This is a genomic window from Streptococcus caprae, from assembly GCF_042649745.1.
In the GTDB taxonomy this organism is placed as follows: Bacteria; Bacillota; Bacilli; order Lactobacillales; family Streptococcaceae; genus Streptococcus; species Streptococcus caprae.
On the sequence record NZ_JBHRZV010000029.1, the window covers coordinates 99,954 to 115,117 of the forward strand.

A 15,164-nucleotide genomic window follows, 5' to 3' on the forward strand; every position below is an offset into this window, starting at 1 on the left:
GTATTTGTGCTATTATTTTTCCTGAACTAAGGTGGTACCACGAACTCTCGTCCTTTGCTGACGGGGGTTATTTTATTTTGCCACACCACTTTAAACATGGATTAAACTTAAAGAAAGAAAAGAGAAGAAATGAAACTCAAAGAAACCTTGAATTTAGGCCAAACGGCCTTTCCAATGCGTGCAGGTCTTCCAAATAAGGAGCCAGAATGGCAAAAAGCCTGGGAAGAAGCGAATATCTACCAACGCCGTCAAGAATTGAATGCCGGCAAACCAAGCTTTCACCTGCATGATGGCCCTCCCTATGCTAATGGGAACATTCACGTTGGACATGCCCTCAATAAGATTTCAAAAGACATTATCGTGCGTTCTAAGTCCATGATGGGTTACGACGCACCCTATGTGCCTGGTTGGGATACGCACGGTCTGCCTATTGAGCAAGTCCTTGCCAAACAAGGTGTGAAACGTAAAGAATTGGACTTGGTCACTTATCTGGAGATGTGTCGTGACTATGCCTTGTCTCAAGTGGACAAGCAACGCGAGGACTTCAAACGTCTAGGTGTATCTGGTGACTGGGAAAATCCTTATATCACCTTGACACCTGACTTTGAAGCCGCGCAAATTCGTGTCTTTGGAGTTATGGCAGACAAGGGCTACATCTATCGTGGGGCTAAGCCAGTCTACTGGTCTTGGTCATCTGAGTCGGCCCTTGCAGAAGCAGAAATTGAATATCATGACATCGACTCGACCTCCCTTTACTATGCCAACAAGGTCAAAGACGGTAAAGGTGTCTTGGACACAGATACAACTATCGTCGTTTGGACAACAACGCCATTTACCATTACGGCTTCTCGTGGTTTGACTGTCGGTGCTGATCTGGACTATGTAGTGGTTCGTCCTGCTGGTAGCGACCGCAAGTACGTGGTGGCAGAAGCGCTCATTGATAGCCTGGCGCCTAAATTTGGCTGGGAATCCTTTGAAGTGGTCGCTAAACACAAGGGTGCAGAACTGGAATACATCGTCACAGAGCACCCATGGGATGAGGAAGTAGAAGAACTGGTTATCCTTGGTGACCACGTCACGACGGACTCTGGTACGGGTGTGGTCCACACGGCACCATCCTTTGGTGAGGACGACTACTTCGTTGGAGTTAAGTATGGCTTGGAAGTCTATGTGACCGTTGACGAGCGTGGTTTGATGAACGAATTGGCTGGTCGAGATTTTAAAGGGCAGTTCTATGACAAGGTTGTGCCAACAGTGGTAGAAAAACTGGGTGACTTGCTCCTCGCTAAAGAAGTGATCACCCACTCTTACCCATTTGACTGGCGGACCAAGAAACCAATCATCTGGCGTGCGGTTCCACAATGGTTTGCCTCAGTGGACAAGTTCCGTCAAGAAATCTTGGATAACATTGACAAGACTACCTTCTATCCAAGCTGGGGTCATACTCGTCTCTATAACATGATCCGTGACCGTGGTGACTGGGTGATTTCCCGTCAGCGGGCCTGGGGTGTGCCACTCCCAATCTTCTACGCAGAAGATGGTACGCCAATCATGACTAAGGAAGTGACGGACCATGTGGCTAGTCTCTTTGAAGAGCACGGCTCTATCATATGGTGGAAATCTGATGCTAAGGACCTCTTGCCTGCTGGCTTTACCCATCCAGGTTCACCAAATGGGGAATTCACCAAGGAAACGGACATCATGGACGTTTGGTTCGACTCAGGTTCTTCTTGGAATGGGGTCATGAATGCCCGTGAGAACCTGTCTTACCCAGCGGATATGTACCTGGAAGGATCAGACCAGTACCGTGGTTGGTTTAACTCATCCTTGATTACTTCCGTAGCAGTTAACGGTCATGCCCCATACAAGTCAGTCCTTTCCCAAGGTTTTGTCTTGGATGGTAAGGGCGAAAAGATGTCCAAGTCTAAGGGCAATATCATCTCGCCAAACGACGTTGCTAAACAATATGGAGCTGAGATTCTTCGTCTTTGGGTAGCTTCAGTCGACAGTGATAACGACGTGCGTGTATCCATGGACATCCTAGGGCAAGTCTCTGAAACCTACCGGAAAATCCGCAACACGCTGCGTTTCTTGATTGCCAATACTAGCGACTTTAACCCTGAAACAGATGCTCTTGCCTTTGAAGAACTTCGCTCTGTCGACCGTTACATGACTATCAAGTTTAACAAGTTGGTGGCTCAGATTCTTGTTGCCTACGATAACTACGACTTCATGGCAATCTACAAGGCTGTGGTTAATTTCATTACCGTTGACCTGTCTGCCTTCTATCTTGATTTCGCCAAGGATGTAGTTTATATTGAGGCTGGCAATAGCAGAGCCCGTCGTCAGATGCAGACTGTCTTCTATGACATCTTGGTTAAGATTACCAAGCTCTTGACTCCAATCCTTCCTCATACGTCAGAGGAAATTTGGTCTTACCTCGAGCATGAAGAAGCTGACTTTGTTCAATTAACAGACATGCCTGAAGCATTGACTTTCCCAGGCCAAGAAGCGATTTTGGAAGAATGGGAAGCCTTCATGACCTTCCGTGGTCAAGCTCAAAAAGCTTTGGAAGAAGCCCGCAACGCTAAAGTTATCGGGAAGTCTTTGGAAGCTCACTTGACAGTTTACACTTCTGAGCCCGTTCGTATCCTTTTGGAAGGTTTGGGAACAGACGTGGCGCAACTTCTCATCGTGTCACAATTAACCGTGACAGATGAACAAGCTCCAGCTGATGCTGTTGCCTTTGAGGATGTGGCCTTTACAGTAGCTCATGCAGAAGGTCAGGTTTGTGAACGTTGCCGTCGCATTGATGAGACGGTTGTTGAACGCAGTTACGGTGTCACTATCTGTGACCACTGTGCGGCCATCGTTGAAGACCAATACCCAGAAGCAGTAGCCGAAGGTTTTGAAGTAAAATAGGTAAATAAGATCAAGGAAATTAAGATTTCCTTGATTTTATTACTTTAGTAAACAAAAACAGATGAAGCTGAATCAGCCTTCATCTGTCTTTGTTTATTGGATATGTCGTGGAATAGAGATTTCAATCAGATTAGGTGTGGTAATGGTCTGAATGAGGTCATGTTTTGTTTCTTTTATGTTGATTTTTCGTCTTAGAAAGAAATCACGGATAGTGTCAATTTCCTTATCCTGTAAAGCACGGTATTTATTTGTAATTAAAATTTCGTGATGACGAGGAGCACTGGTAAAGACAACATCAGTATTTCCAGCAGAATAGACCTCAACGAGGGTAGCATCAGTTGATTTTAATTGGTTGGTAACAAGCTCACGGTGGCTACCGGTAACATTAATCAGTCGCATAATCTTTCTCCTTGTGCCTTATACTCAATCAAAAATCAAATTTGCTGAAGCAGGATGACAATAGCATAACTAGAGTTAAGAAAAATTTCTAAACAAGGGTTTATTTTGATTTTGGAAGAGTGTTACTTACTTCATTATACCACTTTCTGATGGTTCACGGTAATTTTAAAATAGGTCTTTAGCATAATTTTTTTGCCACATTTCAACGCCCCACTGATGGCTCCCGCGTTTGAGCTTTGCTTTTGCTTCCTCAATAGGAAACCAGGCCAAATGATTAAAATCTTCGAGGGGTTGTCCAATTTCTTCATATGAGAGAACTTCGTAGATATAGGCTGGATTGTGAAAATAGGTATCACGGTGGCTAGAGTAGAAGTACTCATCTGCCTGTCCATAATATTGTCCAAGGGTAGCTGTAAAGCCTAATTCTTCAATGAGTTCTCGTTCCAGAGCTGCTTGATGTTCCTCGCCGTCTTCGATTTCCCCTCCTGGGAGAAACCAAGCACCATTGGGAGCTTGAACGAGAATAAGTTCAGTTTTTTCAGCATTTGGAATAACAGCATAGACACCATAACGATTGACATAGTCTACACCATCTTTTTTTAGACCGAAGCTAGGAATATTCATAGGGCTACCTTTTATACTTTCTTATGCTTATGATAGAAAAGTTTGAAGATTCTGTCAAGAGAAATACTATGATTATACTAAAAAGAGGCTGGGCATAATGTCCAACCTCGCTATCTAGAGTTCGTTTGAACATTTTAACGCAGTGGTTGAATGGTTGTTTCGTTCGCGTTTTAGGCTCCGAACCAAGCCTAACGAAGGTGGGAAACTTTGTTTCCCTTATTTCCAACCTCCAACAGTCTAGTGGACTGTTGCTCGCTTTCGAATTTTTAGGCTCGCACCTTTGACAGTCTCTCCCCAGACTGTCAAAGCCATGCGGGGGTGGGAGTTCAAAAGGTCTGGGAGACCTTTTGAAGTGGGAAATAAAGCTGACGAAGTCAGTGTCAAACGGTCTGGGAAGAGACCGTTTCAGCCTCAGCTCAAAAATCCAGAAGCGAAGTTATCTAACTCTTTTTTCTACCATTTGTCAAGTCTATCAAGGCTTTGGCTTAATAAATATCAAGCTAATGGCTATTTTGAGGTTATAGGGCCTTATTTTGAACGTTGTTTAGTTATCAGAAGGCATGCAAAATAACACCTTACTTTGTTATTTTTTGAATAAGGTGTTACAATAATAGAGCATCAACAACTTTAATGATTTTGGGTAGAAGAATACTCGTAAAGTTTGTGATGCGTGATGAGGTAATGTATCGTTCTGATAAGGCGATGTATAGAGGCAATCGTATGTGGCTTGGTTGAAGTCATTTGCGATTGCCTTTTTCGTTTCTCATAGAAATCTGCGATATGACAGGGATTAGGTATGGCTAGCTGCAGCGATGTTGTGAATGCACTTGAAGAGAATCTTTCGAGCGTAAGGATTGCCACGTTTGGTGATGTGTTCCTTGGCCAGAAAGTTCCCAGATTCGTAGTGTCTGAGATCAATTCCGATAAAAGCGTTGATTTGATTGGCAGACTGAAAGCGACGAATATCTCCCAATTCGCCAATGATGCTTGTGGCTGTCGTTTCAGCGATACCTGGGATAGACAGAAGACTCTCATACTCTGGTAATGGCTGAGCTAGGCACACCATTTCCTCTGAGACAATCTGTCTGCGTTCAGAAAGTCTAAGCAATGCTTGGGCATAGTAACGGACCTCTTCCAGTATTGGAGAGGTTTTCTTGACGGCACAATAAGATTGCTTAGCCAGAACTGTAAGCTGCTCAGTTAAGTAGGCCACACGCTTGTCAGAAATACGTCTTGAAGTAGACTGACGAATACTAGCCATCAATTCACTTTGAGTCAAGCTCAGGACAAATTCCTTGCAAGGAAAAACCATGACCAAATTCCAATATTGTTCACCAGTGGGTGTAGACAAGATAGTCTCCAACTCTGGGAAAGTGACCTGCAAGACTTTATGGAGCCGATTCTTAGTCTGCACGATGTCTTCAGTCAAGTTCTGATAGTAACGGCTTAAATCACGCGGGTCTTGATAGGCTTCTTCCTGCCCATAGGTCGGTTTGCGATTCAATACAAACTGAGACTGAACCAGCTTTTCAGCGTCGATTTTATCCGTTTTACGGACCCGCAAGCTGTCCAGTTGCTTCTTAGCTTCCAGAGGATTTAGCCGTGTATAGGCGTAGCCATTTTCCTCAAGAAAAGCTTGGAGGCGACGAGAATAGACGCCTGTCGCTTCGGAGATAATCTCAGGATTATGGACGATTTTCAAGTCATTCAGAAGAGGATTGAATCCAAAGGCATTATTGGGCATCGTGTAGCTATGAACCTTGTCGTCATTGACCAAAATAGCCACTTCTAAACTTGCTTTACTGATATCAATCCCAAATACTACTCTCATTGTGTTACCTCTATTGTCTTGAATGATTCCTTGTTCTTAGTGATGTCATTTTCAATACACGACGTCTAGCGTCCAAAGAGTTCACGACTTATCAACACACCTCTACTTTAACATAAAAAAAGTAGTGAGTACTTTCTCCCGTCGGAGATTTCTTCACTACTAATCTTAGTATGTTTAGCCTTTAAGAGTTCTTTCCCGCTCCCTTTTTGCACGAAAAAACCAGGCATCATAGCAAAGCCTGGTTAATTGATTATTCTTTATTCTGGTGACTTAAGTTGAGCCCGAAGGGAACGGTGTTCTCTTCTTTCTTTAGAATACGCTGGATATTTTCCTTGTGCCTAAAGATGATGATACTGGCAACGCAGACAATGATAAGACTAAAAAGTCCATTATAATCATAGAGAAGGAAGTTGAGTGCTGGGAAAACTGCAATTCCCAGCAAGGCTACAGCTGCAGCTGTTACACTGGCTAACGAAATCATACTGTAGAGGTAGAGCATAATTCCAAAAATAAGCAAGAGAAAGAAAAGGAAGGCTGGAGCGAATCCCAGTAGGACGCCAGCAGAGGTCGCGACCGCTTTTCCCCCTCGAAACTGCGCGAAAATAGGATAAGTGTGGCCAATAATAGCAAAGAAACCGATGACCAAAGGCCATGAACTTTCAAGACCAAGCCAAGCAGGAAGCAGTGTAGCCAAGGTTCCCTTTAAAACATCAATGACAAGGGTAACAGTGCCAGCTTTCCAACCAAGAATCCGAAAAGTATTGGTCGTTCCAGTATTTCCTGAGCCGTGGTCACGAAGGTTTATTTTATAGATAGAATTTCCAATCCAAAGTCCAGTCGGAATAGAGCCCAGCAGGTAAGCAATGAGAATTAAAATCATTATTTTCATGGTTTCATTATATCATAGCAGAGCTTGCCCTGTATAGAATTATGTCATTGGCTTAAAAATTTTGAGGGTTTGGTCTAAAAATGGTAAATAATTTTGCTATTTGTCCGAAAAATCGGTAAAATAGTAGAGATACAAGTATGGAGGTCATCTTTTGGCTAAGAAAGAGATTAACGTTAATAATTACAATGACGACGCCATTCAGGTCCTAGAGGGACTGGATGCGGTTAGAAAGCGTCCCGGAATGTATATCGGTTCGACCGACGGTGTGGGACTCCACCACCTGGTCTGGGAAATCGTGGACAATGCAGTCGATGAGGCCCTGTCTGGTTTTGGAGATAAGATTGATGTCACGCTCAACAGCGACGGTTCTGTGACGGTAGCAGATAGCGGAAGGGGAATGCCTGTCGGTCTGCACGCCATGGGGATTCCGACGGTCGAAGTCATCTTTACCGTCCTCCACGCGGGTGGTAAGTTTGGCCAAGGCGGCTACAAGACTTCTGGTGGTCTCCACGGGGTGGGTTCCTCAGTTGTCAACGCCCTGTCCAGCTGGCTGGAAGTCGAGATTACTCGTGAGGGGGCTGTCTATCGCCAGCGCTTTGAGGATGGCGGCAAGCCCGTGACAACGCTGGAAAAAATTGGTACAGCACCTAAGTCTAAGTCCGGCACCAAGGTCACCTTTATGCCTGATGCCAGCATTTTTTCCACGGTTGACTTTAAGTTTGGGACCATCGCAGAGCGGCTCAACGAGTCTGCCTTCTTACTCAAAAATGTCACGCTGACTCTCACAGACGAGCGGTCTGGTGAAGCTGTCAGCTTCCACTATGAAAATGGGGTCCAGGACTTTGTGGCTTATCTGAATGAAGACAAGGAAACCCTGACACCGATTATTGCCTTTACAGGTGAGGAGCAAGAGTTCCAAGTCGACATTGCCATGCAGTACAACGATGGCTTTTCAGACAATATCCTTTCCTTTGTCAACAACGTCCGCACCAAGGACGGCGGGACCCACGAGACAGGATTTAAGACAGCCATTACTAAGGCTATGAACGACTATGCCCGTAAAACAGGTCTCCTCAAGGAAAAGGACAAGAACCTGGAAGGTTCGGACTACCGGGAAGGTCTTTCAGCAGTCCTGTCTATCTTAGTGCCTGAGGCCCATTTGCAGTTCGAAGGCCAGACCAAGGATAAGCTGGGGAGCCCTCTTGCCCGCCCTATTGTGGACAGTATCGTTTCTGAAAAACTGACCTTCTTCCTCCTGGAAAATGGAGAAGTAGCCAGCAATCTCATCCGCAAGGCTATTCGTGCTAGAGATGCCCGTGAAGCGGCCCGCAAGGCGCGTGATGATGCGCGTTCTGGCAAGAAAAACAAGAAAGATAAGGGCCTCTTGTCTGGGAAATTGACCCCAGCCCAGTCTAAAAATGCCCAGAAAAACGAACTCTATCTGGTCGAGGGAGATTCTGCCGGTGGTTCAGCCAAGCAGGGCCGTGACCGCAAGTTCCAGGCCATTTTGCCACTGCGTGGTAAGGTCCTGAATACCGAGAAGGCCAAGATGACCGATATCCTCAAAAACGAGGAAATCAACACCATGATTTACACCATCGGTGCTGGAGTTGGGGCAGACTTTAATCTAGAGGATATCAACTACGACAAGATTATCATTATGACTGACGCTGACACCGACGGTGCCCACATTCAGACGCTTCTTTTGACCTTTTTCTACCGATACATGCGTCCGCTGGTTGAGGCGGGCCATGTCTACATCGCTTTGCCACCGCTCTATAAGATGAGTAAGGGTAAGGGAAAGACTGAGAAAATCGCCTATGCTTGGAGTGATGGGGAGTTGGAAGACCTCCGCAAGGAATTTGGCAAGGGCTTTATGCTTCAACGCTACAAGGGTCTGGGTGAGATGAACGCTGACCAGCTCTGGGAAACGACCATGAACCCTGAGACCCGCACCCTGATCCAAGTGACCATTGACGACCTAGCGCGTGCCGAGCGCCGCGTCTCTGTCCTCATGGGAGACAAACCAGCCCCACGCCGCCAGTGGATTGAAGACAACGTCCGCTTCACCTTGGAGGAAACGACCGTTTTCTAAAGGAGGAAAGATGGTTCTAGAAAATAAACTCAATATCACCAATTCAGCTGAACTCGCTGAGGCAGAAGAACGACTAAGTAAGCTAAAAGCCAAGGATTTGTTTGAAACGGGTAAGCTATATGAGGTGGAAGTCGGAACCTTTGCTGGTTTGTCTGCTATCCATAAGGCCTTGTTTTCAGACCTCTACGATTTTGCTGGAAAGATTCGGGATGTCAACATCGCCAAGGACGGCTTTGCCTTTGCACCACGTATTTTCCTAGAGCAGTCTTTGACATATATTGACAAGCTTCCACATGCAAGCTTTGACGAGATTGTGGAGAAGTATGCGGATATGAATATTGCCCATCCTTTTCGGGAGGGCAATGGCCGAGCAATGCGCTTGTGGCTCGATAGTATGTTGCGTAGTGTTCTTGGTCAGGTAGTAGATTGGAACGCTATCGACAAGGATGAGTACTTTAACGCCATGGTGCGTAGCCATGTTTCAACCGGTGAACTCAAATACCTCTTACTCAAACACTTAACAGACGACTTTAGTCAGCAGACTTTTTTCAAAGGCCTGGATACTTCCTATTACTACGAAGGCTACACACTCTACAAAACGGAGGACCTCTAAATGCCAATCAAATTTAATCAAAAAGATGCTATGGAGCAGGTGCAACAGCGATATAAAAAGGCGGAAAAGTTGCTCAAAGATGACGAAAAAATGGAGTCTTTCCTAACTAAGTTGGAAAAGAAAATGAAATGGATTCCTTTCCTTAGAGAAGAATTTAAGTCCCTTCCAATTCTTATTAGTATGGTGAGGAGTTACTGGAAGAAGGACTACACCCGTGTGCCATTCCGTTCCATCATTGCTATTATCAGTGCCTTGATTTATTTCCTGTCTCCTTTGGATGTCGTGCCCGATTGGATTCCATTCCTTGGACAAATGGATGACGCCCTCGTCATTGCTACCGTTTGGAAATACGTACATAGAGATATAGATGATTATCGCCAGTGGCAGAAGAATAAGTCATAGGTGCTCTCATTTTAATAGATAAGACTATATTAACTACCAATATAGATTGGTAGTTAATTTTTACTATTTTAAACTTATTAATTCCTTGTTTAAGGTTGTTTTTAAGGTATTCTAAAATTGTCAAATAAATTAAAGAATTCCATAAAGTTAGTCATCTTTACGTGACAAAATGTTTGAAATATGGTAAATTAGCTTGAGTTAATTTGAAGAGAGAGAGTAAACTTGTATGGAGCAGGTTAATCTGCGTAAATTAAAACGTGAGCAGCTACTAGAACTCATGTTACAGCAGCAAGAAACGATTGAAATGCAGGAACAAAAGATAAGAACTTTGGAAGCGAATCTAAACCAGAGAGAAATTAAAATAGAGGAAGCTGGGTCTATAGCTCAAGCTGCTCTTGCTCTAAATGGAGTGTTTGAGGCAGCTCAACAAGCTGCGGATCAGTATCTTCTCAGTGTCAAAGCTATAGCGGAGGATAAATCATGACAGATTCACCCAAAGTAACCACAAAAGATCTATCAAGTGAACTGGAGCGTGTAAATTATCGCAATAGATTTTGGGGAGTTGTTCGAAATTCAGTTTATATCTTGATGGCGGTAGCGTCAACGGCTATTTTGATAGCTGTACTTTGGTTACCTGTTTTACGTATTTACGGTCAATCGATGAATAAAACACTCCAGGAAGGAGATGTTGTTTTAACTGTAAAAGGGTCAGATTTTGACACAGGAGAAGTGATTGCTTTCTACTATAATAATAAAGTTCTCGTTAAGCGTGTGATTGCTGAATCTGGTGACTGGGTTGATATCAACGCTGATGGCGATGTCTATGTCAATCAAAAGAAACTTGATGAACCTTATGTTAAAGAATTAGCTCTCGGTGAGAGCAACATTACTTATCCTTACCAAGTACCAGAAGGACAGATATTTGTCATGGGAGATAACCGAGCGACATCCATTGATTCTCGTAACACGTCAATCGGCGGTGTTTCCCAGGAGCAAATCGTCGGTAAGATTGCCTTTCGCATCTGGCCACTTAATAAAATAGGAACAATTAAATAACATGAAATTCAACAAAGAGAGGGGGTGGTTAATTGGACAAATGGTATCAAATATTCCTAAAATCTTTAAAAAATAGTAAGCATAAAAAATTTTGGAAGTTATCCATGTGGGGAACAATGATTCTCACGACCTTCCTGACGACATACTTTTTGATTTTGCCAGCCATAACGATTGAAAATAGCAAAGCAGAAGAAGCTGTAATTAAAGTAGAGACGACGTCTGGAAGCAATTCATCAAATGCTGCTGCAGATCAAACGGATTCAGCGAATATTAACTCTGAATCGAGTGGAGAGGTGACCTCTCAAACAACTCAATCTGAAACAACAACCGTTGCGGAAGATTACTTTGAAGGCGACCTGATCTATAAAGCAGATGGCTATACCGTTAAGGTTGGTATTAAAAAAGATGCCAAATTGCCAAAGTCGACCACCCTGACTGTAACAGAATTAACGGAAGAACAATCGAATTATAGCAATTATAAGGATCAAGCCTTAAGTAAGGTTGAAAAAACAGAATCTGACGTCAAAGCCATCAAACTCTATGACATTAAACTTTATGATGGTGAGACTGAGATTCAGCCTCAAGCAAAAGTTACAGTAGAAGTCACCTATGACCAACCGATAGTTGACACTACGGCAGAAACGCCAGAGATTGTCCACTTTAAAGATAGTGGAGAGCTCGAGGTGCTTAAGTCTAAATCAGATGATGAGACCAAGAATATTGAAAGCGATATAGCCTTTCAAACAGGATCCTTCTCAATCTATGCAATTGTCCTCCCAGATGGGACTGAGGTTCCGCGTGCGACTTATCACTTTGAAAATGCAGATGGTTCAGTCTACTACTTCATGACTAATACCGGTCAACAGACGGACATCCAAATTATAAAAAATGGTGAGGCGCTAGGGACGGTAGGTATTCCAATCGTCGATGGTACCCATGAGTTTAACGGTTGGTATCTCTATGATAAGACGACAAATACCTATGGTGAAAAAGTTGTCTTCGATGATCCAATCTCTGTTACTGAGACCAAGGATATCTATGTTCGACCAAGTTTTGGTGAAGTTGCCTATGTCACTCTCTACGAAGATACGGCTGGAACAATCATCCTTGAGAAAAACCAAGTCAACCTTGAAAATGGAACTGGAACGGTAGACCTGACCCAATACTCAGTACCGTCTCCAAGCTCAAATATGATTTTTGCTGGCTGGTCTGAAACGATTGGTGGGACAGCTATCAGTGAGTCTGAATCCAAAGCTTATACAGTTACTGAAAATAAGAATCTCTACCCTGTTTTCAAAAAATCATTAAAGATTGAATTTAATACAGGGGACATCAAAGACGGTGCCTCCTATGTCGCACCTAAATCAGTTATCGAAGGTGAAAGTGCTGCAATTGCTAAACCAACTGATCCGACTCGACCTGGTTATACTTTTGCAGGGTGGTACACAGCTGAAACTGGCGGTACAGAGTTTGATTTTTCAAGTGTCATCACTAAAAATACAACCTTATATGCTCATTGGACTGCCGCAAACTCTTCCTACACGGTAATTTACTGGCAACAGGCTGTGACTGATGATAAAAATGCAACAGCTGCTCAAAAAACTTATGATTATGCTGGTCAAGAAACGCGTTCTGGAACGACTGGCACTACAGTTTCGATCACGTCAACAGACAAGATACCAAAAGAAACCGGTTTTGAATATACAACAGATAAAGGCGAATCATCTGTAACCGTTAAAGCTGATGGTTCAAGTGTTATTAACATTTACTTTAACCGTAAGTTGATTACGATGCAGTTTAATACTTACAGTACAAACAATACTTATAGTCATTTGTCTTGGGGCTATTCTAACTATACAACGACTTATACAGGTTTATATGGCTCAACACTAGCATCAAATGGATATTCTTGGCTATCGGGCTATGCTTGGAGATATTTCAATTCTGCAAACGGTATGACCGGGATGAGTTACTTAGGTGAATTTATTTTACCGAGTGGTGTGATGGATTCTAATGGAACATTGATTCGTATGATTCCAGCAACAAGCAAGACGAACGAGTACCATTTTTATAAACAGAATTTAGATGGAACCTATCCAACGACTCCAAATGATACTGGTATTGGCGCTGGAGCTACAACTTTTAGTTTTTCTGAAAAGTATGCAGGTTTTACGGTTAAACAGAGTAGACGTGTCTATTCAAGTGGTTATGCTGCAGAAAACTGGCAGAGCGTCTCCGTTGGTGATAGCGTCTCGATGATTTATAACTACAATCGGTACAACTATTACTATAACTTAGAAGTTCGCTACGAACGTTTGTCCTACAAAATCAACTATTTGGATCCCTTCACCAATCAGGAACTTTCTAACGTTCCTTCAAAATATGTGAAGTACGAAGAAAGTATTTCTAGTTACAAACCTGATTCAAGTATCACTCCTGTGGCCTCAAAACCTGGTTACCGTTTCACTGGTAAATGGTATAAGGATGCGGCCATGACCCAAGAGATTGATTGGTCTACGACCATGCCATCTCATGATTTGAAAGTATATGCCGGATTTGAAAAGATTAAGTATAATGTTACGATTGATCCTAATGGAGGAGAGCTCTCCAGTACAGAAGCGACGTATTTCAATGTTGAGTACGGCGATAAAATTACTGAATATACGGATATTAGCCGTAACTATATTGCAGACTCAAATGGTCTTTACTATTACCGTTATGATACAAATGATGGCGTAACCACTACACGTGTAGCCCGTTATACAACTGACTCTACAGAACCAAATGTTAGTCTAAAAACGACTTACCGCTTTGAGCAGGATGCTTATAAACTAGTTGGTTGGTACCAAGTCTTAGCTGATGGAACTCTAAAACCATATAACTTCTCAAGTGCGGTGGTTTCAGATGTGACCTTAAGAGCGATTTGGCGTCGAGTTGGTGAATACCAAGTCGTTTATGATACAGACGCAGTAGGTCTGGATGGTAATCCGATAGAGGATGATTCTGGAAATGCTGTCAATGTCAGTGATGTTCCAACAGACGGAAGTAAATACGACGATGGGTCTCACTTTGCCCTTTTGAATCGTCCAACAATACCGAGTGGCTATCGTTTCCGTGGTTGGTACTATAATGAGAAAGTCTACTCTCCACGAGATCAAGTAACTTTAGATGCTTTACTCGCTGATCCCAATAAGAAGGTTCATGTCAAGCCGGTTTTGATTCCAATTTCTAGCCTAACAGTTGAGGATACTTTCTTGACTTATGATGGCAATGGTGGAACGAATACGGGTGGTGCTAGCTCAGTTACTATCCCGCATTTGAATCTTAACAGTACTGTGCAAGCTGAAGATGCTGACTTCTTTACACGAACAGGCTATGACCTTATTGGCTGGAATGAAAATAAGGAGCAAGCCGATGCAGGTGCAGTACAGTATACTCCGGGAACTGAGATTGGTCTTGATAATAATTACGACGACGACTCAGAAGGATCAGACAACATTCTCTATGCAGTCTGGAAGCCAAAAACTTATACGATTACAGTCACTAAGAATGTCAAAGGTACTGAAAAAGATAAGACTACTAAGTTCACCTTTGAACCGAGTGATTCCCTGCAACAGGAAAACTTCTCGTTGGCAGACACAGAAACCAAGACATTTACTGTTCCTTACGGAACACAGTTTACAATAGCTGAGCAGGATTACGCTGATTTTGACACTGTTGAAACCATTACCCATAAGAATCTTGCTTCTGGTGAGGCTGATAAGACTGCTGAGGGGGACAGTTCTCAAACGGTCACGGTAGATGGGGATATTGACCTCGTCTTTACCAATACGCGTAATCGACAAACCTTATCCATTCAAAAGGTCAATGTTGAGAATCTGAATGAGTCACTATCAGGTGCGCAGTTCACCATTTACAAAATTGATGAGAATGGAAATCGTGTTCAAACAGCTTACACTGATATTACCTCTCGTGAGGATGGCTTCGTCCAAACATCTTCAGGTGTCATAGTCTTAAATGCAGCAGTTGGAGAGTACTATCTTTCCGAAACCAAGGCTCCAGACGGCTATCTCTTACCTGATGAAGATATCAAGGTAGTGGTAACCAGTACAGGTGTTTCAATGATGCAAAATGGACAACTGCTAAGCTCTGAAGAGGTTACCTTACCTGATGGTACGGTGACGACAAACTTTAAGATTACCAACTCTAAGGGAACTGAATTACCCTCCACCGGAGGTATTGGTGAACGCGTCTTTATTATAGCTGGTTTAACAATGATTATACCAGCTGCTGCCTTGCTTTACCGCAAGCGTAGGTTTACTTAGTAAATTAA

General features: G+C 43.3%; 10 protein-coding genes and 1 pseudogene. 7 read left to right on the forward strand and 4 right to left on the reverse strand.

All coding sequences use genetic code 11. The features are described from left to right. Nucleotides 1-129: 129 nt before the first annotated feature. On the forward strand, nt 130-2,922 hold the full coding sequence (gene ileS, locus ACFORF_RS04460) for an isoleucine--tRNA ligase (RefSeq protein WP_380425883.1): 2,793 nt from the start codon (nt 130-132) through the stop codon (nt 2,920-2,922). A gap of 93 nt (nt 2,923-3,015) precedes the next feature. On the opposite strand, the gene ACFORF_RS04465 is transcribed toward ileS, so the two are convergent. The 4 genes and pseudogenes from ACFORF_RS04465 to plsY form a co-directional block, all read right to left on the reverse strand. Continuing rightward, nucleotides 3,016-3,321: a DUF1827 family protein gene (locus tag ACFORF_RS04465; RefSeq protein WP_380425885.1), complete on the reverse strand. Its 306-nt coding sequence runs from the start codon at nt 3,319-3,321 to the stop codon at nt 3,016-3,018. 165 nt (nt 3,322-3,486) lie between these two features. Continuing rightward, entirely contained in the window at nt 3,487-3,945 is a 459-nt protein-coding gene (locus tag ACFORF_RS04470) for an NUDIX hydrolase (protein ID WP_380425887.1), read from the reverse strand. Between the two features lie 627 nt (nt 3,946-4,572). After that, a pseudogene (locus ACFORF_RS04475) lies at nt 4,573-5,776 on the reverse strand (IS110 family transposase). Between the two features lie 250 nt (nt 5,777-6,026). After that, on the reverse strand, nt 6,027-6,665 hold the full coding sequence (plsY, locus tag ACFORF_RS04480) for a glycerol-3-phosphate 1-O-acyltransferase PlsY (protein WP_380425889.1): 639 nt from the start codon (nt 6,663-6,665) through the stop codon (nt 6,027-6,029). 151 nt (nt 6,666-6,816) lie between these two features. On the opposite strand from plsY, the gene parE reads away from it, so the two are divergent. The 6 genes from parE to ACFORF_RS04510 all read left to right on the forward strand — a co-directional run bounded on the left by parE (nt 6,817) and on the right by ACFORF_RS04510 (nt 15,156). Further along, the gene (parE, locus tag ACFORF_RS04485; RefSeq protein WP_380425891.1) at nt 6,817-8,760 is read left to right on the forward strand and encodes a DNA topoisomerase IV subunit B; all 1,944 of its coding nucleotides are present in this window, start codon (nt 6,817-6,819) and stop codon (nt 8,758-8,760) included. 10 nt (nt 8,761-8,770) lie between these two features. Beyond that, on the forward strand, nt 8,771-9,373 hold the full coding sequence (fic, locus tag ACFORF_RS04490) for a protein adenylyltransferase Fic (RefSeq protein ID WP_380425893.1): 603 nt from the start codon (nt 8,771-8,773) through the stop codon (nt 9,371-9,373). Next, nucleotides 9,374-9,775, forward strand: a complete 402-nt coding sequence (locus ACFORF_RS04495; RefSeq protein WP_380425895.1) for a YkvA family protein — start codon at nt 9,374-9,376, stop codon at nt 9,773-9,775. Between the two features lie 226 nt (nt 9,776-10,001). Next, the gene (locus ACFORF_RS04500) at nt 10,002-10,259 is read left to right on the forward strand and encodes a DNA repair protein (protein ID WP_380425897.1); all 258 of its coding nucleotides are present in this window, start codon (nt 10,002-10,004) and stop codon (nt 10,257-10,259) included. Continuing rightward, nucleotides 10,256-10,831, forward strand: coding sequence for a signal peptidase I (gene lepB, locus ACFORF_RS04505; RefSeq protein ID WP_380425899.1), 576 nt, complete (start codon nt 10,256-10,258; stop codon nt 10,829-10,831). The genes ACFORF_RS04500 and lepB overlap by 4 nt, the downstream gene beginning before the upstream one ends. Nucleotides 10,832-10,935: 104 nt before the next feature. After that, the gene (locus ACFORF_RS04510) at nt 10,936-15,156 is read left to right on the forward strand and encodes an InlB B-repeat-containing protein (protein WP_380425901.1); all 4,221 of its coding nucleotides are present in this window, start codon (nt 10,936-10,938) and stop codon (nt 15,154-15,156) included. Nucleotides 15,157-15,164: the final 8 nt, after the last annotated feature.